Here is a 21,139-nt window from a genome sequence, read left to right as displayed (position 1 = left end):
CAATATTTACCCTGTTGAGTGCGCGCAGGCGGCTTGGCATTTACACCAGGAATAAGGTGGCCAGACCGAGGAAAATAAAGAAACCGCCAGTATCCGTAATTGCGGTAATCATTACACTGGAACCGATGGCCGGATCGCGCCCCAGACGCGCCATGGTCATTGGGATCACCACGCCCATCAGTGCGGCTACCACCAGATTCAGCATCATAGCCAAGGTCATCACGCCGCCCATCGCTAAATCGCCGTACAACAGATAGGTGACAATGCCCATCATTCCGCCCCAGACCAAGCCGTTAATCAAGGCGACGCCCAATTCTCGCATCATCAGGAACGACAGATTGCCGTTGCCCAATTGAATATGATGTAGCGCCAATGCGCGGACAATCATGGTGATGGTCTGGTTGCCGGTATTGCCACCGATGCCGGCGACAATAGGCATCAGGGCTGCCAGCGCCACCAGTTGCGAGATGGTGTGTTCAAACAAGCCGATCACCCGTGAAGCGATAAATGCGGTACACAGGTTAATGGCCAGCCATGACCAGCGCGTACGCACCGCCCGACCTACCGGGGAGAATACGTCCTCTTCGGGGCTTAACCCGCCGATCCGACGCAAATTGGTATCGCTTTCCTCATTGACCACATCAACGATTTCTTCAATGGTCAGACGGCCCATCAGCTTACCTTTGGCATCAACCACCGCGGCGCTGATCAGGTCATAACGTTCGAAAGCCCCAGCAGCATCTTCAGCCTTTTCCTCGGGCTGGAAGGTGGTGGGTTCGCTATTCATGACATTGGCGACCAGTATATCCGGCGAGTACAACAGAATAGTGGTTAACGGGAGTTCGCCCAGCAGGGTGTTTTTACGATCGATCACGAAAATTTTGTCGGTCGCATCAGGAATACTTTTTCGATAGCGCAGGTAACGTTGCACGGTGCCCAGCGTCACATCGGCACGCACTGTTACCAGCTCAAAGTCCATCATTTGGCCGACGCTATCACGGCCATACTGAATTACTTCCCGCACTCTGGCGCGTTGATCGGGATCCAGTGAAGTGAGCAGACGTCCCATCAGATTGCGCGGCAGGTATTCAGCCAGATAAGCCTGTTCGTCGACATGTAAAGTGCGCATGGCTTTTAACAGATCTTTATCGCTCATTTCTTCGATCAGGCTATCCCATACCGTTTCGGAGGCTTCAATCAACGTGTGGCCGCGCGTGTTGTTATCCACCAGCCGCCACAGTGCCAAACGCTCATCCTGAGGTAAGGCTTCCAGTACGTCGGCCAAATCCGCCGCGTGAAGATCTTGCAGTAGGCTTTTTATTTCGGCGGTCTGATCCAGCAACTGCTGGTCGCTAAGCTTTTCCCGATCACCCAAACGGCCCAGAATACCGTCAACCAGGGCTTTATTATTCAACAATAAAGAGAGAATTCTCTGACGGATGGTCGCCAGTTTTTTGACGCTAAATTTGGCTGTCGCTGGCTGTGGCTCAGAAATAATCGGCGCTGACATACTCGTCCTTAATTCAATGCATTATGAGGGCATAGCCCCGTTTTTTATTTGATCGCGTCATGTCAGGGTGACTGCGGTTTTCATTACCGTAGCGGCAGCATACGCCTGATAAAAAGGGTGCGTACCGCGTTTTTTGTCATAGTGATTCATAATGCACATTAGTCATGCGCACTGACATTCACCGGATCGGTAGGCAGCCTATTGGCAAGCCTTTTACCTATCGAACACCGGATTCTGGGGTGTGAGTCATTAGGGCGTCAGATCAGGCTGTGGCGGTATATATTCCTGACCCACCGGTTGTTCAATCTGATCCGATTGATTACGCTCCTGATGATAAGGAATAGCAGCAATGCCGGCATACAGCAAACGGCCAAACAAGATGATGAAACTCACCAGTAAAATCAATTTGGTCAATTGCGTTGATTTCTTGTTTCGCATGGTATTTTCACAGTGCCGGGTTGATTAAATATAACTAACCGGCGTTCAGGCTGATGGGGATGTGACCCTGAACGCCGATGGCGACGGTATTAGCTCGAGAGATTCTCGGTTTCGGGCTTTGGCGCATCTTCTTCCTCAATGATCAGTTTCCAGCCGATCACATCATTCCAGTATTCTTGTTCACGTTCCAAATCAAGTTGCACCAAGCTATTTTGCGATAAATAACCGCAAGGGAAATGTAGCGTCCAATGGTTGTCATCAGTGCTTAAACGCAGACTTTCTGGCGTGGTGGTGGATTGACGTTGATTATTGAGCAAGGCACTCAAGCGCAATAACTGAATGAGCGGAAGGTAATATTTTTTCTTGAACAGGTTTAGGCGCGGTAGCTCATCGAGCTTAATGGCTTTACGATGGAAACGCACCAGTGCCGCCAGCAACAGTTGCTGTTCCTGATTAAAGCCCGGCAGATTGGTGTTTTGCAGAATATAGGCCGAATGGCGGTGCATACCACTGTGATTGATGCTTAGCCCGACCTCATGCAACATCGCGGCCCACTTTAACAGCGCTTCGAGCTGTGGATGTACCCATTTGGGGTTTTGTTCCATCCACTGGGTATACAGTTGTTCAGTGGTTTCCAATACCCGACGCGCCTGTTCGCGGTCGATATTATAGTGGTCAGCCAGACTTTTGGCTGTTCTTTGCCGAATATCTTGATGACGAAAACGGCCTTCCATCTCGTATAGCACGCCTTCACGCAATGCGCCGTCGGATAAGCGCAAGTCTTTGATCGCCAATGCATCGAACACGCCACACATAATGGCTAGCCCCGGCACAAACACCGACTGACGATCCTCCGACAGCCCCGGCAGACTGAGCGCACTAAATTGTTTGAATTGCAGCGCCTGATCCACCAGCATTTCCAGCCGTTCTGGGGTGATCAAACCGTCTTTTTCACCCATTTCCACCAAAACTTCATGCACCGCTTTGATGGTGCCGGATGCGCCCAGCGCATATTGCCAGCCTTGAATACGGTACTGCCAAGCCAGATTTTCCAGCTTTTGTGCGGCGGCTAATCGAGCGCGTTTAAAATTGGCCTTGCTGATTTCCCCATTCGGGAAGAACTGCTGGGCAAAACTGACGCAACCCATACGGCGACTTTCTACCAGTAGCGGCTCAAAGTCTTCACCAATCACCAGTTCAGTCGAACCGCCACCAATATCAATCACCAGCTTGCGGCCTTTTTCCGGCTGAGTGTGCTCCACGCCCATAAAAATCAGGCGCGCCTCTTCCTGCCCAGAAATGATCTCGATGGGATAAGGGATCACCTCGGCGGCGCGTTTTAGAAAGACTTCCGCGTTGGTGGCCTGACGCAGAGAGTGAGTACCAACAATACACACGTTATCTGGCGAGAAGCCCTGTAATCGCTCGGCGAACAGCGCCAGACAGGCCAGACCGCGCTCCATCGCTTCTTCGTTAAGAATATTGTTATTATCTAATCCATCAGCCAGATGAACCCGCTGTTTTAAGCGACCTAAAACCTGAAGCGCGCCGTTAACGACGCGAGCAATCACCATATGAAAACTGTTAGAGCCAAGGTCAATGGCGGCAATTTCCTGCGGCTTAGTAGTTAAATTAGTGGTTAGCGGCATAGTTTTAGGCCTATTGCTCTGGTTGTTCCAGCGCTTTTAAATAGTCATAAATGGCAATCTGTGCGCGTACTTTGCGCCTATTCCCACGCGGTACATAACGATTACTCAGTTCTTTATCAATATAACGGGCTTTTACCGTGTCGTTGAACAACAGTTCCAGAATATCCAGTACCCGCTGTTTGAGTCGCGGGTCCAATAGGGAAACGGCCACTTCAATTCGGTAATCGATATTGCGGGTCATCCAATCGGCAGAGGAAAGATAAACCAGCTTGTCGCCTTTATTCTCGAAGACATAAACTCGATCGTGCTCCAAGAAGCGGTCAACAATACTGGTTACCTGAATATTTTCGCTGATACCGGGTAAATTTGGAATCAAGGAACACATTCCGCGCACCAGTAAGCGGATCTTGACGCCGGCACTGGAGGCGCTATATAACCGATCAACTAAGCCTTTATCCACTAAATTATTTATTTTTAGGGTAATTGCGGCCTTTTCTCCGGCCTGAGCATGAATAATTTCCTGATCGATCAACTGATACAGCATCAGACGCGAGTTTTGTGGCGAAACCATTAAGTTGTCGAATTTAACCGGCCGATACGGATTCTCGATAAAGTTAAATACCCGGCGGACTTCATTGGTAATACGCGCGTCGGCAGTGAGTAGTGAATAGTCAGTATAAGTTCGGGCGGTTTTTTCGTTAAAGTTGCCAGTGCCGATATGCGCATAACGCACGATTTGATCACTTTCCAAACGGGAGATCAGGAACAGCTTGGCATGAATTTTCAGCCCTGGAGCCGAGAAGATTACGTGTACACCGGCGGCGGTCAGACTTTTTGCCCAGTGAATATTGGCCTCTTCATCGAACCGCGCTTGTAATTCCACCACCACGGTGACTTTTTTGCCGTTATGCGCAGCGTGAATCATCGATTCAATAATGCGTGAATCTTTGGCTACGCGATAAATATTGATTTTAATCGCCAGCACGCTGGGGTCGAATGACGCCTGACGCAGTAATTCCAGCACATGCTCAAAAGTATGGTACGGATAATACAGCAGCACATCTTGCTCGCGGATGGCGTCAAAACCGTTGCGGAATTTATCGAACCAAATATGACGCAAGCGCGGCATCGGCTTATTCACCAGATTACTTTTGCCAACATTGGGGAAGCTGATAAAGTCTTTGAAATTATGATAGCGACCACCAGCAATGACCGAGTCATCGTTGGATATTCCGAGTTTATTCCGCAGTAATTCCACCATTTCATCCGGCATATCTCGCTGGTAGACAAAGCGCACCGGCTCAGCCGTCAGGCGCTGTTTCAGGCTAGAAGACATCAGCTCCAACAGGCTGGATTCCATTTCTGTCACCAGATCGTATTCCGCATCCCGAGTCATTTTCATCGAATAAGCGTTGAGCGCATCGTAATCGAAAAAGCCCTTAAAAATTTCGTCCAGACAATAACGCAAAATATTATCTAGTAATATCATTGGCTTGCGTCTGCGTGGCGCTTCTGGCGGTAAATTAACGAAACGGGGTACTTTGTCGGATGGAATTTCCAGTAGCGCGTAGGCAATTTCCTGACCGCGAATAATTTCCACGGCCAGATAGGTATAATCGTCTTTCAGGAACTGAACCAGATTGGTGTCATGGTTAATCAGAATCGGCGTGATGTGTTGACGCAAATGCTGTTTGAAATACAGTTTTAGCCAGGTTTGCTGGTTTTCGGAAATTTGTCGCTCATTAATCAGGAAAATTTGATTACGCGCCATTTCCAACAACAGGTCATTATACAGGCTATCGAATTCCTGATCGGCCTTGACCACTTTAGCCTGAATTTTTTTTAGCAAATGCCGAGACGTCACGGCAGAGCCTTGCTCTTCGCTAATCAAAATTCGCCGTTTTAAATCGGCAAAACGAACTTTGTAAAACTCATCCAGATTATTGGAGTAAATGCCAAGAAAGCGCATCCGCTCAATTAGCGGATTGCTCTTATCCGCAGCTTCCTGCAATACCCGTTCGTTAAAGGATAACCAACTGAGTTCTTTTTCGGTGTAGAGCTTTTCCTGACCCATTGCAACTCCATTCAGATTTTTGTGGGAGTATTTAGTGTCCGTTGTCATTATTGCGAGAGATTGGCAGGAAAGTCCAACAGATATCATTCGTTAACATTGTCATGCAAACGCAATAAAACTGACATAAGATGCTCGGTCATCGCGTGGCGAAGCGCTTTGATTCGGCGTAAATTGTTGCGCACGATTTGGATCTGGGCGAGGTGGAAGAACCGGAATCCGCACAAAATCGCTGAGATTTTTGAGGGCGCAGCGGGTTTAAAACAGCCGATTAATATCGCCTCAATGGCATCGCTTATTAATATCAATAACTCACAGGATACAGTGTAGGGCATGGCGCAAAGCAGCGGAGTACCACTTTCTGGCAGAGATCGCCGCCGGGCCATTATCGATCGCGTGACGAGCATGGTGGTGACCAGCAGTGGCCTGTTGGTGCTACTCACTTTGATGCTGATTTTTGTTTACCTGCTCTATGCGGTGCTGCCGTTGTTCAAACCGGCCAGCATCAGTCTGCAAGGCCAATTTCCGCTCAACCATCATGCACCGACGCTGACGATGGGCACCGATACACATGGACAACTGGCCTGGCGTATTGATGCACAGGGCAATGGCGAATTTATCCGCCTACATGCCGAAGGGGATCAGCCCGCAGGTAGCCCGGTATTCTCGCAGGCACTGTCGGCCGCGCCGGTGTCGTTGAGTCAGGCCGTCGGCGAACCTGAATTGCAGGCACTGGGACTCAGCAATGGCCGTCTGATACTGGTTGAACCGGTTTTTGCTGGTGGTGCTCACTGGCGCTTTCCGTTGGGCGATCAGCCACGGATTTTGGATGATAAACAGCGTCCGCTGCGGCACATCGCCGTGGCCGAACCACAGTCTCAACGTTTTACCTTGGCTGCCGCTACTGATGATGGTCGCCTGCTAATCGGACATTTTGCTGACGGTGAGTCTCAGGTCATGGCATTAGCGAATCCTCCGACAACCATCGACCAACTATTATTAACGCCTGATGGTCGCTTACTTTATCTGTTGTCGAGCACGCAACTTTATATTTATCAGCTCAATACTTCCTCCAGCTTGGGCGCGCCAGTATTAAGGGAGATCGTGCCGTTGGCACCGCAGGGTCCGCTACATTTGACGCTGCTGGCGGGCGGTAAGTCACTGTTGGTGCAGTCGCCACAGGGCAGTTTTTCTCAGTGGTTTGATGTTCAGGGCGGTGTAAACAGCAAAGATAATCAGCCGCATCTCACCCTAATTCGTCAATTTCCGTCAGCCGCAGGTTTACCGCTAACCGAGAATCACCGGCGGGTATTTGCGTCTTTGACGCAGCAAGGGGAACTGACGCTGTTCTCCAGTATTCAATCTTCCCCTTTGCTGAGTAAAACGGTGACCAGCGCGGTTAAACATGCGGCTTTTGCGCCTGCGGGCAACGCTTTGCTGCTAGAGAATGCGGTCGGATGGGCTTATTACCGAGTGAATAATGCTTATCCCGATATCAACTGGCACAGTTTATGGCAGCGGGTGTGGTATGAAAATTACCCTGAACCGGCTTATGTGTGGCAATCCACTGGCGCAGACGATCATTACCAGCCCAAATTCAGCTTGGTACCGATTATTTTCGGCACGCTGAAAGCGGCGGGCTATGCCATGTTATTTGCTGTGCCGCTGGCCTTGGCCGGTGCCATCTACACGGCGTACTTTATGTCCGCTGCACTGCGGCGGGTGATAAAACCGGCCATTGAAGTGATGGGTGCATTGCCGACGGTGGTGATCGGGCTGGTGGCCGGTATTTGGCTGGCACCGGTGATTGAACGTTATCTGGCGGGTATTTTACTGCTACCGGTTCTGTTGGCGTTGATCATTTTATTGTGTGGTTGGGGCGGTGCCAAACTGGCCGGACGGATGAACGGGCGTTTGTCCGCCGGTTGGGACGTGATTATTTTGTTGCCAGTGATTGTAGTTACCGTTTGGTTGGCACTGCGTTTGGGGCCGCCGTTGGCTCTGTGGACACTGGGCCTGCCGTTGCACGAATGGCTAGGCGATGATTATGATCAGCGTAATGCGCTGGTGGTGGGCGTAGCGATGGGCTTCGCTCTGATCCCGATTATTTTTTCACTGGCAGAGGATGCACTATTCAGCGTGCCGCCGTCATTGACCCAAGGTGCGTTGGCTCTTGGCGCAACGCCGTGGCAAACCGTGGTTAGCGTGGTTCTGCCTTCGGCATTTGCCGGTATTTTTTCGGCGTTGATGATTGGATTTGGGCGTGCGGTGGGCGAAACCATGATTGTTCTGATGGCCACCGGCAATACACCGATTATTGACGGCAGTCTTTTTCAGGGGTTGCGCGCGCTGGCGGCGAACATTGCCATTGAGATGCCGGAAGCGGTGGTTGGCAGTGGGCATTATCGCGTGTTGTTCCTCACGGCATTGGTGCTGTTTGGTTTCACTTTTCTGGTGAATACCGTGGCAGAAGCCATTCGGCTACGCCTGCGGGAGCGTTATCAAATGGAACGGGATGCGTAATGAAAAGCTGGTTTAAATCAGGCTCACCCTGGATATGGCTGACGGCCGGTTCGGTCAGTATCAGCCTGCTGGCATTGTTGGGGATTATTTTGTTACTGGCTGGGCAGGGTATGCGCTACTTCTGGCCTGAGCCGGTGTATCAATTTGAACTGAAACAAAGTGGTGCCGGATCGGTGAGTCTGATTGGCGAAATTTATCAGCAACAACAGATTCCGCCGGAACAACTGGCTGCGGCGGGCATTCGCTTGCCGGATGGGCATCACGACGTGACGCGTTACCTGATTAAAACCGGCAATCGAGAAATTCAGGGGCATGATTTTCAGACATTATTAGACAGCGATATAGTGCAACGTAGCCAGCCCAAGGATTTACTGGTGTTGAGCCGCCTGAATCACGGAACTGCCTACGGTTTTCTGGCGGGGATGCAGGATAACGGCCAGCCGCTGGTCGGCGATAATATTCCGCTGGCGCTGCAAAAACGGATCCCACAGATCCAAGCGTTGGTCAAACAGGGTGATGATATTCAGTTTCGCCAAATGAATGTGTTGAATCAACAAGTTGAATCTCTGAGATGGCAGGAAAAAAGCCTGAAAGCCAAAGGGAAACTGGATGGCCGTGCACTGGATCACTTAAATGCAGAGCGGGGCGAATTACAGCGCCATTACGATACGCTGGCTGCAACATTGCAAGATCTACGTGCGGAACAAAACCGCTATACCTTACTGTTGCGCGATAGTTTGGGGCAGGTTCATCCGATATCACTTAGCCAAATCAGTCAGGCTTGGTATCCCAATAATATGACCTTGACGCAGAAAGTCAGGCATATGTTGGCGCAAGGGCATAAATTTCTGACCGACAGCCCACGTAACGCCAGCAGTGAGGGCGGCGTATTCCCGGCCATTTTTGGTACGGTGCTGATGGTGATACTGATGTCTATCATCGTGATGCCTTTGGGGGTTATCGCGGCGGTTTATCTGCATGAGTACGCCAAACGTAACTGGCTGACGCGGGTGATCCGCATTGCCGTGGTAAATCTTGCTGGTGTGCCATCCATTGTTTATGGCGTGTTCGGTCTGGGCTTTTTTGTTTATTTTGTTGGCGGCTCGCTGGATAAACTGTTTTATCCAGCGGCGCTGCCCAATCCGACCTTTGGTACGCCGGGCGTGCTGTGGGCGGCCTTGACGCTGGCGCTGCTGACATTGCCAGTCGTGATTGTCTCCACCGAGGAAGGGTTATCCCGAATTCCTGCCAGCTTGCGTCAGGGATCATTGGCGCTGGGAGCCAGCAAAGCAGAAACTTTATGGCATATTGTGTTGCCAATGGCGGCTCCGGCAATGATGACCGGCCTGATTTTGGCGGTGGCTCGCGCTGCGGGGGAAACCGCACCGCTGATGTTGGTTGGCGTGGTGAAATCAGTCCCGGTATTACCGGTCGATGGCGTTTTTCCTTACCTCCATCTTGAGCGAAAATTTATGCACTTGAGTTTTCAGATCTACGATATGGCCTTCCAAAGCCCCAATGTGGAAGCGGTACGTCCGTTGGTGTTCGCTACGGCGTTATTGCTGGTGGTGATTGTGGTTGGGTTGAACCTGGCGGCAATGGCAATGCGTCACCATCTGCGTGAGAAATATCGCGGGTTGATGCTGTGATAACCTTTTTTAACCTGTGGAAAATTTTATGGGATTGATGACTCCGGATACGTTGCCGATGCTGGATATACGGCAACTGAGCGATGAACACACTGCGCTGGCGGTAGAGCATCTCGACCTGTTTTACAGTGAAAAACAGATATTACACGACATTTCCCTACGCATTCCAAAGCATCGGGTAACCGCGCTGATTGGCCCTTCTGGCTGCGGGAAATCAACGCTATTACGCTGTTTCAACCGGATGAATGACTTGCTGGAACACTGCCGCGTCGATGGTGAAATCAGGCTGGGTACTGAAAATATCGTTGAGAAAAATATTGATGTAGCGGCATTACGTCGTCGTGTGGGGATGGTTTTCCAGCGACCGAACCCTTTTCCTAAATCCATTTATGACAACGTGGTTTATGGCTTACGTCTACAGGGGATTCGTGATCGACGGGTGTTGGATGATGCTCTGGAACGCGCATTGCGTGCAGCGGCACTCTGGCACGAAGTGAAGGATCGCTTGCGGGAAAATGCCTTCCGCCTCTCCAGCGGTCAGCAGCAACGTCTGGTGATTGCGCGCGCTATCGCCATTGAACCGGAAATTCTGTTATTGGATGAGCCGACCTCGGCGCTGGATCCTATTTCCACTTTGACTATCGAGGAGTTGATTACCTCGTTAAAGCAACATTACACCGTGGTATTAGTGACCCATAACATGCAGCAGGCGGCGCGAGTTTCCGATTACACAGCCTTTATCCATCAAGGTAGTTTGGTGGAATATAATGATACTGATGCCTTATTTACCTCACCGAAGATGCGGCGTACGGAGGATTATATTACCGGGCGCTATGGCTAGTGCCTATTCCGCCAGACAGTTTAATCGACGGGGCGCGGTCAGATGAAACCGGAGCCGATGTCTCCGGCGCAATAATTAAGCGTTTTTTATCGACGGCGTTTTATATTTTGCCAAATATTGCGGTTGGAAAATACACATACGAATAACGGTACGGTATTCACCATGGATAAAGAACTCATCAATCAATTCACCTTCACTCTTGAATCCCAGCTTGCTGTAGATGTGAATGGCTTTTTCGTTTTCTTTATCAACAATCAGATAAAGCTTATACAGGTTCAAGACGGAGAAACCGTATTCCATGGCCAGTTTGGCGGCGATGCCAGCAAAGCCTTGACCTTGATGAGTAGGATCAATAATTATCTGAAATTCTGCCCGACGGTGGATATGGTTTATCTCTACCAGTTCCACCAAGCCGACTTTAGTCCCCTGACTTTCGATAATAAAGCGCCGTTCGCTTTGGTCATGAATGTGTTTATCGTACAGGTCGGACAGTTCAACAAAAGCCTCATAAGGCTCTTCAAACCAATAACGCATTACGCTGGCATTATTATCTAACTGGTGAACAAACGGCAGGTCATCCCTTTCCATTGGGCGTAATCTGACGCTGGAAGTGCTAGACATGCTGATTCCTCAAAATAATGAATAGTGCAAATAGTGCAGCGGACGCTGCAGAGAAATTATAGCCATAGAGGCGGATAGAGAGGAATAATTCCTTTAATTGTTTGTATTAGGTTTGGAATTTACGGCAATAGATCCGGTTGCACCGCGCAGAAATCGATAACAGGCCAGACGTACCTGTGCTGGCCTGTTTAGGAACACGTTTATTCGTCGGTGGCATATCCCTGTAATGGCAATTTGTTACCATCCAGCCAAGCGGCGTTATCCCGCATTTCCAGCCGTCCTTCACTGAACCAACTGACCACTAGCGGATAGATACTGTGTTCCTGCACCTGTACCCGCTGGATCACCTCATCTTCGCTATCTTCGGCAAAAATAGGGACTTTCGCCTGTAAAATAACCGGGCCGCCATCCAGTTCTTCAGTGACAAAATGCACTGAGGTTCCGTGTTCGCTATCACCATTATCAATAGCCTGCCGATGAGTATGCAAACCCGGATATTTAGGCAGCAGCGATGGATGAATATTCAGCATTCGGCCAGCGTAGTGTTGCACAAATGCCGGGCTAAGGATCCGCATATAACCAGCCAACACCAGTAAATCCGGTTGATAGGCATCAATAGCTTGCGCCAACGCCAAATCAAAACTGGCGCGGTCAGGGAAGGATTTGGCATCCAGCGCATGAGCCGGAATCGCCGCTTGCGCCGCGCGTTCCAGACCGTAAGCCTGCGAGTGATTACTGAATGCCGCACAAATTGTACCGGAAAGGCGCCCTTGTTGTTGGGCATCTATCAGCGCTTGTAGGTTGCTTCCCTGGCCGGAGATTAAGATCACTATTTTTTTCATATACCCTTCGTACTTGAAGCGGCAGGGTTGTTAGCGACGCTGACTCACCCGAATCACTTACCTGAGTAAGCTCATTGGGATTCGTTCGCTTGCTGCCTACCTGTCGCTCCAATTACTTTGGGTAACCAAGGGGATTTGAAGCGGCAGGGTTGTTAGCGACGCTGACTCACCCGAATCACTTACCTGAGTAAGCTCATCGGGATTCGTTCGCTATATAAAAATTTTAACTGGCTGAATGAGTCATCACTAATATTACGGATTAATCACAACCTGTTCAGCGGCTTCAGGCAATGCCGCGATGGCACCGATTTTCCAGGCTTTTTCGCCGGAAGCAGTCAGCAGCTCAACGGCTTTATCCGCCAATTCTGCCGGTAAGGCGATAACCATGCCCACGCCGCAGTTAAAAGTACGATACATTTCGTGACGGCTAACATTCCCCGCCTGCTGTAACCAACTAAACACCGCCGGCCACTGCCAACTGGATTCATCGATCACGGCCTGCGTGCCTTCCGGCAATACGCGTGGAATGTTTTCCCAGAAACCACCGCCGGTCAGATGGGCAATGGCATGGATCTCCAGTTGCTCAATCAGACTCAGAATCGATTTCACATAGATTCGGGTCGGTTCCAGCAAGTGATCCGCCAGAGATTTCCCTGCCAACTGAGTCTGCTCTGGATCGGTTTTGCTGACTTCGAGGATTTTGCGTACCAACGAATAACCATTGGAGTGCGGGCCGCTGGCACCCAGTGCAATCAAGGCATCACCAGGGGCGACTTTAGTGCCATCAATAATTTCGGACTTCTCGACTACGCCGACACAGAAACCTGCAACATCATAATCTTCGCCGTGGTACATGCCTGGCATTTCCGCGGTTTCCCCGCCAACCAGCGCACAGCCGGATTGTTTACAGCCTTCAGCAATGCCGGTAATCACACTGGCCGCGGTATCCACATCCAGTTTACCGGTGGCGAAATAATCGAGGAAAAACAGCGGTTCTGCACCCTGAACCACCAGATCGTTAACACACATCGCCACCAAATCGATACCGATGGTATCGTGACGTTTCAGGTCCATTGCCAGGCGCAGCTTGGTGCCGACGCCATCGGTGCCTGAGACTAAAATAGGTTCGCGGTATTTTTGCGGTAATGCGCATAGGGCACCAAACCCGCCCAATCCACCCATCACTTCCGGACGACGAGTCTGTTTTACTACGCCTTTAATGCGATCAACGAGATCGTTGCCAGCATCAATATCTACACCTGCGTCTTTATAGCTGAGAGCGGTTTTGTCGGTCACTGCGAGGTCCCCACGGCGGTTGGCTGTTTGAGATTTTGAAGAAAACGCGGCAATTCTAACAGCGCAGGCAAACGTTTGCGAGTGGCTTGTGATGGAGTCATCGTTTTTCGTGTTCTAAACTTAAGATCCCATTTCTATTGATCTGAATCAGGCTATTGATCGTGGCGTTCAAAAAAAAAGGCGGTATAATCTCGCGATTTTTTTGGCCGTCAACCGCCTTAATAGGAGAAAAATAATGAAGATCGTTGAGGTGAAACACCCGCTGGTGAAACATAAGCTTGGCCTGATGCGTGAAAATGATATCAGCACCAAACGCTTTCGTGAGCTGGCTTCTGAAGTGGGTAGTTTGCTGACCTATGTGGCAACCGCCGATCTGGAAACCGAAAAGGTCACTATTGATGGCTGGAATGGCCCGGTTGAAATTGAACAGATTAAAGGGAAAAAAATTACCGTTGTGCCCATTTTGCGTGCCGGTTTGGGCATGATGGAAGGCGTGCTGGAAAATGTACCTAGCGCGCGTATCAGCGTCGTTGGCGTTTACCGCGACGAAGAAACGTTGAAGCCAGTACCTTATTTCCAAAAGTTGGTTTCCAATATCGACGAACGTATGGCGCTGGTGGTTGATCCGATGCTGGCAACCGGTGGCTCAATGATTGCGACCATCGATCTGCTGAAAAAAGCGGGCTGCCAAAGTATCAAAGTATTGGTTCTGGTTGCGGCACCTGAAGGTATTGCGGCACTGGAAGCTGCCCATCCAGACGTTGAGCTGTACACGGCTTCCATCGATCAGGGATTGAACGAGCACGGTTATATCATTCCGGGATTGGGTGATGCCGGTGATAAGATTTTTGGTACCAAATAAATGATGTTGATAGCCGACTAAGAAGTCGGCTTTTTTTTGCTCTGCAATTCAATAAGATAAATAACCCAGTTAGAGGATAGAAAAAGATGAGCCGTCGCACCATTGGGGTCAGTGAACGTCCGCCGTTATTGCAAACGATTCCCTTGAGTTTTCAACATTTGTTCGCCATGTTTGGTGCTACCGTTTTAGTCCCTATTCTGTTCAAGATTAACCCTGCGACGGTCTTGTTGTTTAATGGCATCGGGACGCTGCTGTATTTGTTTATCTGTAAAGGCAAAATTCCGGCTTATCTCGGCTCCAGCTTCGCTTTTATCTCACCGGTATTGCTGTTGCTGCCATTGGGTTATGAAGTGGCGCTGGGCGGTTTTATTGTGTGTGGCGTATTGTTCTGCCTAGTGGCGCTGATTGTGAAGAAAGCGGGTACGGGCTGGTTGAACGTATTATTCCCGCCAGCGGCGATGGGGGCGATCGTTGCGGTTATTGGGTTGGAACTGGCGGGTGTGGCTGCGGGTATGGCCGGTTTGTTGCCTGCCGAAGGTAGCATGCCAGATTCCACCACCATTATCATTTCGATGGTAACGCTCGGTGTGACGATCCTCGGTTCGGTATTATTCCGTGGTTTCTTCGCCATTATCCCGATTCTGATTGGTGTGCTGGCGGGTTATGCGCTGTCGTTTGTTATGGGTGTGGTGGATATCACCCCGATTCTAGCCGCCCATTGGTTTGCGCTACCAACATTCTACACACCACGTTTTGAGTGGTTTGCCATCCTGACCATCTTACCTGCGGCATTGGTGGTAATTGCTGAACATATCGGTCATCTGGTGGTCACGGCGAATATCGTCAAGAAAGATTTGATTCGCGATCCGGGCTTGCATCGTTCGATGTTTGCTAACGGCATTTCTACCGTGATTTCCGGCTTCTTCGGTTCTACGCCCAATACCACTTACGGTGAGAATATCGGCGTGATGGCGATTACCAAAGTTTATAGTACTTGGGTGATCGGCGGTGCAGCAATTCTGGCGATTATGCTGTCTTGCGTGGGCAAATTGGCGGCAGCTATCCAGGCCGTCCCTGTCCCGGTCATGGGTGGGGTTTCTCTGTTATTGTACGGCGTGATTGCCGCATCGGGGATTCGTGTATTGATTGAGTCCAAAGTGGATTACAACAAGGCGCAAAACCTGATTCTGACTTCGGTTATTCTGATCATCGGCGTCAGCGGTGCGAAAGTACATATCGGTGCAACCGAATTGAAAGGTATGGCACTGGCCACGGTCGTGGGGATTGGTTTGAGTCTGCTATTCAAAATCTTCAGTTTGATACAAAAAGACGAAGAAATTATTGAATCTGCCGAAGAACAAGCAACCAAATAACCCGTTACTGCATTGTGCCGTCAGGGATCATCCTTGACGGCAGGTGCTGGCGTATAGCGGGAAGGGTAAATTGATCCCTTTGACCCATTTTTCAGGATCTAAATGGTTTTTATGAAGCTTTTGATTTTTGTGGTAAGCTTTACCGGTTTTCCTGCCCGTTTTGGTTGAGGTGCTTCTGAATACGCCGGCACAGCTTTCACTGCCACTTTATCTACCCGATGATGAAACTTTTGCCAGTTTTTATCCGGGGGAGAATCCATCCCTATTAGCTGCGATCCAGGCTGCGGTTCATCAGTCTCATGGTAGTTATATTTACTTCTGGTCGCGGGAAGGGGGCGGGCGTAGCCACTTATTACATGCCGCCTGCGCCGAGTTATCCCAGCAGGGCGAAGCCGTCGGCTATGTGCCGTTAGATAAACGCGCTTACTTTGTGCCAGAAGTTCTGGATGGCATGGAGCAACTGGCACTGGTTTGTATCGATAATATCGAATGTATTGCCGGAGATGAAGAATGGGAAATGGCGATATTCAATCTCTATAATCGTATTGTTGAAACCGGCCGCACACGTTTGCTGATCACCGGCGATCGACCTCCTCGTCAGCTTAATTTACGTTTGCCAGATTTGGCTTCCCGTCTCGACTGGGGGCAGATTTACAAGCTTCAGCCACTGTCTGACGACGAAAAATTGCAAGCTTTGCAATTGCGTGCCAAGCTACGCGGTTTTGAGTTGCCGGAAGACGTTGGCCGCTTCCTACTCAAGCGGTTAGATCGGGAAATGCGCACTTTGTTCATGACATTAGATCAACTTGATCGCGCGTCAATAACCGCCCAGCGCAAACTCACGATCCCGTTCGTCAAAGATATTCTCGGCCTGTAACTCGCCAAATGCAGAATGGACCCGATGAGAGTCCATTCGTGGCGCTGAAGGCTTTATAAAATCTCGAGAACCTGCTCTGGTGGGCGGCCAAGCCGCGCTTTCCCCTGAATAACCACGATCGGGCGTTCGATCAGTTTCGGGTTATCGGCCATCGCCTGAAGCAACTGTGCTTGAGTCAGGTGGTTATCGGCCAGATTCAATTGGGTATACAGTTCGTCCTTGGTACGCATTAACTGACGGGCATCGTTGAAAGCCAATTGTTGCAGTAATTCGCTCAGACAGCTCACACTGGGCGGTGTCTCCAAATACAGCACAACCTGCGGCGTAATGCCTTTCTGCTCCAGAAGAGCCAAGGTTTCTCGGCTTTTGGAACAACGCGGATTATGGTAAATCACGGCCTTTTTCATCGTTACATTCCTTGAATAATTATCCTAAACACATCAAGACTTCTGATATTTACGGAAACGTTCGTTCAATTGGCGTAGCTGATCGATGCGGGCATCGTAGCGTGCCTGCTTCAGACTGCCCAATTTAACCAGCGAGCTGGCATCACTCAACAGGCCGATAGCCTGTGGCAGTTTGCCACTCAGAGCCAGACTTTCAGCCCGGGCTGATAATTCCTCATCCCGTAGACCTTGTGTCGCTACCGCCTGCGCCAGTAAATCCCAGCCATTGGGATCGTTCGGATGGGCAAAAGTATAGCGATACAGCAGCTTGGCGGCGTCTGCTGCTTGCCCTGCCTGTAGATAGGCGTTAGCCAGATTAAGTTGCAGTACGGGATCATTTTTCTGGCTGACGATGGCTTTTTCCAGCCGGGTAACGGCTTGCGCATTTTTATTTTGCCCCAAATCGATGTCGGTCATTAAATCGAGGAACCAGACATTATTAGGTTGCTGGGCAAGCAGCGGTTGTAGCTGATTGCGCGCGCTGTCATATTTTTTGGCCTGATAAAGCAGAATGGCTTGGCCGTATTTGGCGGCCAACTGCTCGCGGGTCGTCCCTTTGCTTAAAGTATCCAGCAAATCAGGGTTGAGGCTATGATCTGTCGAGCCGTACATGCCCAGAATTCGTACCTTGGCAAACAGGTAATCCTGCGAAGAAGCGACCGGATGTGGTTTCATCTGGTTGGCACGATTACGCGCATCAGACAAACGACTGTCCGGCAAGGGGTGAGTCAGCAGCATTTCCGGTGGTTTTGAGGCGTAGCGTGATTGATCGGCCAGTTTTTGCATAAAATTAGGCATCGCCTGCGGATCGAAACCCGAACGTTGTAAAACGACAATACCGATACGATCGGCTTCCTGCTCATTACCTTGCGTAAAACTGATGATACCTTGCTGAGCTCCGGCCAAAGTTCCACTCAACCCGGCCATACCAGCCTGTGGGCTAGCCATGGTCAGCAGGATTGAGCCTAACACGCCGACCCAGGTCAGCGGAGCCATACGCTGCTGTTCTTCCATTGAGCGAGCCAGATGCCGCTGAGTGACATGAGAGATTTCATGAGCCATGACCGATGCCAGCTCGCTTTCGTTTTCCGTATAGCGGAACAGCGCCGAGTGCAGCACCACATTGCCACCGAAGAAAGCAAAGGCGTTCAACTGATCATTATTAACCAGATAAAAATGAAAAGGCGTGCGGACTGAGTTGGCATTGGCGACCAGTCGATTACCTAACTGATTGATATATTGTGTCAATAATGGGTCATTAATCAATGGGGTACTGGCACGCATCTGGCGGACATAAAAATCTCCCATTGCCAGTTCTTGATTGATGCTCAAGGTTCCACCGGCGGTAGTGCCGATATCAGGCAACAGATCCTGCGGCGTTTCCGCAGAAACGGGTGTCATCCCGGAGTAAAGCAGGGTAGTGAGTAATGTGGCGATCACTGTTTTATTTAACAGACGTATCATAAACGAGACTGCCCCTACTGAAGTAATAACAGTTTTGACGCCGGTGATGCGTAAGAGTTCTTCTTCCCTGTCGTGCTCTCCAGTACAATCATCATCAAAGCGTGTTGGATCACAAATAAGCGATCAGAAACCCCAAAAACGCTATCCCTGATTTGGTTTAGAGGTGGCTTGTTATCTTAGCTAGGCGATTAGCACAATGGAACTTTTGCCGAGCAATATTCTTGATTTATGGGTTTATGCTCTCTCTTGTACAGATAAAGTTTAGTTATCGAGCTTCATTACAGAGCCGCTAAAGACGCCTGCGTATGTCAGGTTCATCATGATTTTCAAGGAGCGATCTCTGATGTTAGAGATGTTATTACAATGGTATCGCCGACGTTTTACCGACCCGCAAGTGATTGCACTGCTGGTTATTCTGCTCGCAGGATTTTGCATTCTCTATTTTTTTAGCGGCATTTTGGCACCTTTATTGGTGGCTATCGTGCTGGCTTATTTACTGGAATGGCCAACGACACGATTACAGCGTATGGGGTGTTCGCGGCTATGGGCTGCCAGTATTGTACTGATTTTGTTTGGCGGAATTGCCCTGCTGCTGATTTTGGTGGTGGCTCCGACAGCGTGGCAACAGGGGATTAACCTGGTTGCTGATATGCCAAAAATGTTGAACCAATTCAATGCGTATGCTCAGACTTTGCCCAGTCGTTACCCCGCGCTGGTCGATGCGGGCATTGTTGATATGATGGCGGAAAATATGCGTGGAAAGCTTTCCAGCATGGGCGATTCGGTAGTGAAATTCTCGCTGGCTTCGATAGTGGGCTTGCTGACATTGGCCATCTATCTGATTTTAGTCCCACTGATGCTGTTCTTCCTGCTGAAAGACAAAGATCAAATGTTGAACGCCGTCCGGCGGGTGCTGCCACGTAACCGTGGCTTGGCTGGGCAGGTATGGAAGGAAATGAACCAGCAAATTACCAATTATATCCGCGGTAAAGTGATGGAAATGGTGATTGTCGGGATTGTCACTTATCTGGTGTTCTTTATTCTGGATATGCGCTACGCGTTGTTGTTATCAGTGCTGGTGGGATTCTCGGTGCTGATTCCCTATATCGGTGCGGTGATAGTGACTATTCCCGTGGTATTGGTGGCGTTATTTCAGTGGGGAATCGGTGCAGACTTCTGGACGCTGATCGTTGCTTATCTGGTGGTTCAAGCGCTGGATGGCAATCTGCTGGTGCCTATTTTGTTCTCGGAGGCGGTAAACCTGCATCCGTTAGTTATTATTCTATCGGTGATTATTTTTGGTGGTATGTGGGGCTTCTGGGGGGTGTTTTTTGCTATCCCCTTGGCCACGCTGGTCAAGGCGGTGATTCATGCATGGCCGGAAGAGTTTATTCCTGACGTCGATTAAACGCCTATTCTGTGACGGAGATTAATCATTACGTCTGATACTCGATCGCCACCCATAAAAAAAGAGCGCTTTGGCGCTCTTTTTGCTGATTAAAGACGGCTACAAGAGAAAAGCGAATCAAGCATTTTGCTGTAAGTACGCCAGCACAATGTCATGATGATTGGTGGTTTTGAAGTTATCGAACACATGTTCAATCTTACCTTCACCATCGATCAGGAAACTGATGCGATGGATACCATCATAGGTTTTCCCCATAAAACTCTTTTCGCCCCAAACCCCAAACTGCTCCGCCACCTGATGGTTTTCATCGGATAACAGGGTAAAGTTCAGCAATTCTTTTTCGGCAAATCGAGAGAGCTTCTCGGGTTTGTCGGTACTGATTCCCAGAACCTCTACACCGGCATTTTTCAATGTATCCATGTTATCGCGCAGACCACAGGCCTGTACGGTACAACCTGGTGTCATCGCTTTCGGGTAGAAATAGACCAATACGCGTTGTCCAAGGAAGTCGGCCAAAGCAATTTGCTCACCGTCCTGATCGGGCAAACTGAATTTTGGCGCAATATCACCGGCTTTCAATGGGCTCATTACTAACTCTCCATTCGGTCGTCATGCTGTGGGTAATTCACAACGCTAATACTGCCCTGTGCGTTCAGTTCTGTACATAGCTTTGCAAAGGCTTGCTCGATAATAGAACTGTTTTGACTGGCCGGACTGTGTGCACTGATCTGAATATGCAGTATCGGCGGTGTGTCGTCCTTTGCTGGTTGGGTTTTTGAGACCAGTTCCGCAATATTCATATTGTGGCAATGGAACAGATTGGTGAAGCGCTCAATGATGTGTGGGGAGTCTTTTACTTCGACTTTCACCCAAACGGTAGCAGGCATGGCTTGCTGATACTGGGCATTGGTTCGTTTCATCACGATCAATAAATCCAGCTCTGCCCCTTTTTGCGGCAAGGTGGATTCAATCAGGGTGATGGCATTCCAACTTCCGGAAAGCAGCATGATGAATGTGAACTCTTCACCGAACATTGCCAACCGGCTATCTTCAATATTACAACCGCAACTGCTCACGTGGCGGGTGATAGTGTTTACGATACCTGGGCGGTCTGCACCCAGTGCGGTAATGACCAGATAATGTTCATCAAGCTGCGGCAAAGTCACTCTTCCTGTCTCGTTCTGTCGGGTTACCATGGTAAACATAAAAAAAAGCTGCTGCCAAGCGCTTACAACACAGTTGTTTACTTGCTTTTGGATAGAGGTCAAA

Annotated in this window: 18 protein-coding genes; 7 read left to right on the top strand and 11 right to left on the bottom strand. The window is 49.7% G+C overall.

Annotated elements, in window-relative coordinates; translation table 11 throughout:
• Nucleotides 1–40: 40 nt before the first annotated feature.
• From mgtE to ppk1, 4 genes are all read right to left on the bottom strand, one after another.
• Nucleotides 41–1,510 (bottom strand): magnesium transporter, encoded by a 1,470-nt coding sequence (gene mgtE / locus DJ39_RS15005; RefSeq protein ID WP_004717944.1) that lies wholly within the window; start codon nt 1,508–1,510, stop codon nt 41–43.
• A 249-nt stretch (nt 1,511–1,759) separates the two neighbouring features.
• Entirely contained in the window at nt 1,760–1,948 is a 189-nt protein-coding gene (locus DJ39_RS15000; protein WP_004717943.1) for a YfgG family protein, read from the bottom strand.
• A gap of 89 nt (nt 1,949–2,037) precedes the next feature.
• Entirely contained in the window at nt 2,038–3,597 is a 1,560-nt protein-coding gene (gene ppx, locus DJ39_RS14995; RefSeq protein WP_004717942.1) for an exopolyphosphatase, read from the bottom strand.
• Nucleotides 3,598–3,607: 10 nt separating this feature from the next.
• The gene (ppk1, locus tag DJ39_RS14990; protein ID WP_004717941.1) at nt 3,608–5,671 is read right to left on the bottom strand and encodes a polyphosphate kinase 1; all 2,064 of its coding nucleotides are present in this window, start codon (nt 5,669–5,671) and stop codon (nt 3,608–3,610) included.
• Between the two features lie 330 nt (nt 5,672–6,001).
• Here ppk1 and DJ39_RS14985 point away from each other — a divergent pair, with 330 nt between their 5' ends.
• Genes DJ39_RS14985 through pstB form a run of 3 tightly spaced genes read left to right on the top strand, consistent with a single transcriptional unit; the run spans nt 6,002 to nt 10,681 of the window.
• Nucleotides 6,002–8,191: an ABC transporter permease subunit gene (locus tag DJ39_RS14985; RefSeq protein ID WP_004717940.1), complete on the top strand. Its 2,190-nt coding sequence runs from the start codon at nt 6,002–6,004 to the stop codon at nt 8,189–8,191.
• Nucleotides 8,191–9,840, top strand: a complete 1,650-nt coding sequence (pstA, locus tag DJ39_RS14980) for a phosphate ABC transporter permease PstA (protein ID WP_038241401.1) — start codon at nt 8,191–8,193, stop codon at nt 9,838–9,840. The genes DJ39_RS14985 and pstA overlap by 1 nt, the downstream gene beginning before the upstream one ends.
• A gap of 28 nt (nt 9,841–9,868) precedes the next feature.
• Nucleotides 9,869–10,681, top strand: coding sequence for a phosphate ABC transporter ATP-binding protein PstB (pstB, locus tag DJ39_RS14975; protein WP_038251519.1), 813 nt, complete (start codon nt 9,869–9,871; stop codon nt 10,679–10,681).
• 75 nt (nt 10,682–10,756) lie between these two features.
• Here the strand turns inward: pstB and speG are convergent, their stop codons facing one another.
• The 3 genes from speG to purM all read right to left on the bottom strand — a co-directional run bounded on the left by speG (nt 10,757) and on the right by purM (nt 13,440).
• Nucleotides 10,757–11,302, bottom strand: coding sequence for a spermidine N1-acetyltransferase (speG, locus tag DJ39_RS14970; RefSeq protein WP_038241405.1), 546 nt, complete (start codon nt 11,300–11,302; stop codon nt 10,757–10,759).
• Between the two features lie 200 nt (nt 11,303–11,502).
• Nucleotides 11,503–12,144 carry a phosphoribosylglycinamide formyltransferase gene (gene purN, locus DJ39_RS14965; RefSeq protein ID WP_004717937.1) on the bottom strand — a complete coding sequence of 214 codons (642 nt, stop codon included), beginning with the start codon at nt 12,142–12,144 and terminating at the stop codon, nt 11,503–11,505.
• A 252-nt stretch (nt 12,145–12,396) separates the two neighbouring features.
• Nucleotides 12,397–13,440, bottom strand: a complete 1,044-nt coding sequence (gene purM, locus DJ39_RS14960; protein WP_004722336.1) for a phosphoribosylformylglycinamidine cyclo-ligase — start codon at nt 13,438–13,440, stop codon at nt 12,397–12,399.
• Nucleotides 13,441–13,675: 235 nt separating this feature from the next.
• Here purM and upp point away from each other — a divergent pair, with 235 nt between their 5' ends.
• The 3 genes from upp to hda all read left to right on the top strand — a co-directional run bounded on the left by upp (nt 13,676) and on the right by hda (nt 16,552).
• Nucleotides 13,676–14,302, top strand: a complete 627-nt coding sequence (upp, locus tag DJ39_RS14955; protein ID WP_004722334.1) for a uracil phosphoribosyltransferase — start codon at nt 13,676–13,678, stop codon at nt 14,300–14,302.
• Nucleotides 14,303–14,388: 86 nt separating this feature from the next.
• Nucleotides 14,389–15,675 carry a uracil permease gene (uraA, locus tag DJ39_RS14950; RefSeq protein ID WP_004722332.1) on the top strand — a complete coding sequence of 429 codons (1,287 nt, stop codon included), beginning with the start codon at nt 14,389–14,391 and terminating at the stop codon, nt 15,673–15,675.
• A 169-nt stretch (nt 15,676–15,844) separates the two neighbouring features.
• Nucleotides 15,845–16,552, top strand: coding sequence for a DnaA inactivator Hda (gene hda / locus DJ39_RS14945; protein WP_004722329.1), 708 nt, complete (start codon nt 15,845–15,847; stop codon nt 16,550–16,552).
• 53 nt (nt 16,553–16,605) lie between these two features.
• Here the strand turns inward: hda and arsC are convergent, their stop codons facing one another.
• Both arsC and bepA read right to left on the bottom strand, forming a co-directional pair.
• Nucleotides 16,606–16,959 carry an arsenate reductase (glutaredoxin) gene (arsC, locus tag DJ39_RS14940; protein ID WP_004722328.1) on the bottom strand — a complete coding sequence of 118 codons (354 nt, stop codon included), beginning with the start codon at nt 16,957–16,959 and terminating at the stop codon, nt 16,606–16,608.
• 33 nt (nt 16,960–16,992) lie between these two features.
• Complete coding sequence (gene bepA / locus DJ39_RS14935; protein WP_004722326.1) at nt 16,993–18,462, bottom strand: beta-barrel assembly-enhancing protease; 1,470 nt, start codon at nt 18,460–18,462, stop codon at nt 16,993–16,995.
• Nucleotides 18,463–18,805: 343 nt separating this feature from the next.
• Between bepA and DJ39_RS14930 the strand changes: the two genes are divergently transcribed.
• The gene (locus DJ39_RS14930; RefSeq protein WP_004722325.1) at nt 18,806–19,870 is read left to right on the top strand and encodes an AI-2E family transporter; all 1,065 of its coding nucleotides are present in this window, start codon (nt 18,806–18,808) and stop codon (nt 19,868–19,870) included.
• 117 nt (nt 19,871–19,987) lie between these two features.
• Here the strand turns inward: DJ39_RS14930 and bcp are convergent, their stop codons facing one another.
• Both bcp and DJ39_RS14920 read right to left on the bottom strand, forming a co-directional pair.
• A complete protein-coding gene (bcp, locus tag DJ39_RS14925; RefSeq protein WP_004722323.1) occupies nt 19,988–20,458 on the bottom strand; it encodes a thioredoxin-dependent thiol peroxidase in 471 nt (156 codons plus the stop codon).
• A gap of 2 nt (nt 20,459–20,460) precedes the next feature.
• Nucleotides 20,461–21,030 (bottom strand): glycine cleavage system transcriptional repressor, encoded by a 570-nt coding sequence (locus tag DJ39_RS14920; RefSeq protein ID WP_038241410.1) that lies wholly within the window; start codon nt 21,028–21,030, stop codon nt 20,461–20,463.
• Between the last annotated feature and the right edge of the window lie 109 nt (nt 21,031–21,139).

The organism is Yersinia ruckeri ATCC 29473 (genome assembly GCF_000754815.1).
GTDB classification, from domain to species: Bacteria; Pseudomonadota; Gammaproteobacteria; order Enterobacterales; family Enterobacteriaceae; genus Yersinia; species Yersinia ruckeri.
The sequence above is the reverse complement of the archived record's forward strand: the minus strand, read 5'-3'. Positions and strand labels throughout refer to the sequence as shown.

What these genes read in the sequence shown, in the direction of transcription:
- DJ39_RS14985 (WP_004717940.1), top strand. Translation starts at nt 6,002, where the DNA reads ATGGCGCAAAGCAGCGGAGTACCACTTTCTGGCAGAGATCGCCGCCGG.
- bepA (WP_004722326.1), bottom strand. Translation starts at nt 18,462, where the DNA reads ATGATACGTCTGTTAAATAAAACAGTGATCGCCACATTACTCACTACC.
- uraA (WP_004722332.1), top strand. Translation starts at nt 14,389, where the DNA reads ATGAGCCGTCGCACCATTGGGGTCAGTGAACGTCCGCCGTTATTGCAA.
- ppx (WP_004717942.1), bottom strand. Translation starts at nt 3,597, where the DNA reads ATGCCGCTAACCACTAATTTAACTACTAAGCCGCAGGAAATTGCCGCC.
- pstB (WP_038251519.1), top strand. Translation starts at nt 9,869, where the DNA reads ATGGGATTGATGACTCCGGATACGTTGCCGATGCTGGATATACGGCAA.
- arsC (WP_004722328.1), bottom strand. Translation starts at nt 16,959, where the DNA reads ATGAAAAAGGCCGTGATTTACCATAATCCGCGTTGTTCCAAAAGCCGA.
- speG (WP_038241405.1), bottom strand. Translation starts at nt 11,302, where the DNA reads ATGTCTAGCACTTCCAGCGTCAGATTACGCCCAATGGAAAGGGATGAC.
- ppk1 (WP_004717941.1), bottom strand. Translation starts at nt 5,671, where the DNA reads ATGGGTCAGGAAAAGCTCTACACCGAAAAAGAACTCAGTTGGTTATCC.
- DJ39_RS14930 (WP_004722325.1), top strand. Translation starts at nt 18,806, where the DNA reads ATGTTAGAGATGTTATTACAATGGTATCGCCGACGTTTTACCGACCCG.
- upp (WP_004722334.1), top strand. Translation starts at nt 13,676, where the DNA reads ATGAAGATCGTTGAGGTGAAACACCCGCTGGTGAAACATAAGCTTGGC.
- pstA (WP_038241401.1), top strand. Translation starts at nt 8,191, where the DNA reads ATGAAAAGCTGGTTTAAATCAGGCTCACCCTGGATATGGCTGACGGCC.
- DJ39_RS15000 (WP_004717943.1), bottom strand. Translation starts at nt 1,948, where the DNA reads ATGCGAAACAAGAAATCAACGCAATTGACCAAATTGATTTTACTGGTG.
- purN (WP_004717937.1), bottom strand. Translation starts at nt 12,144, where the DNA reads ATGAAAAAAATAGTGATCTTAATCTCCGGCCAGGGAAGCAACCTACAA.
- mgtE (WP_004717944.1), bottom strand. Translation starts at nt 1,510, where the DNA reads ATGTCAGCGCCGATTATTTCTGAGCCACAGCCAGCGACAGCCAAATTT.
- bcp (WP_004722323.1), bottom strand. Translation starts at nt 20,458, where the DNA reads ATGAGCCCATTGAAAGCCGGTGATATTGCGCCAAAATTCAGTTTGCCC.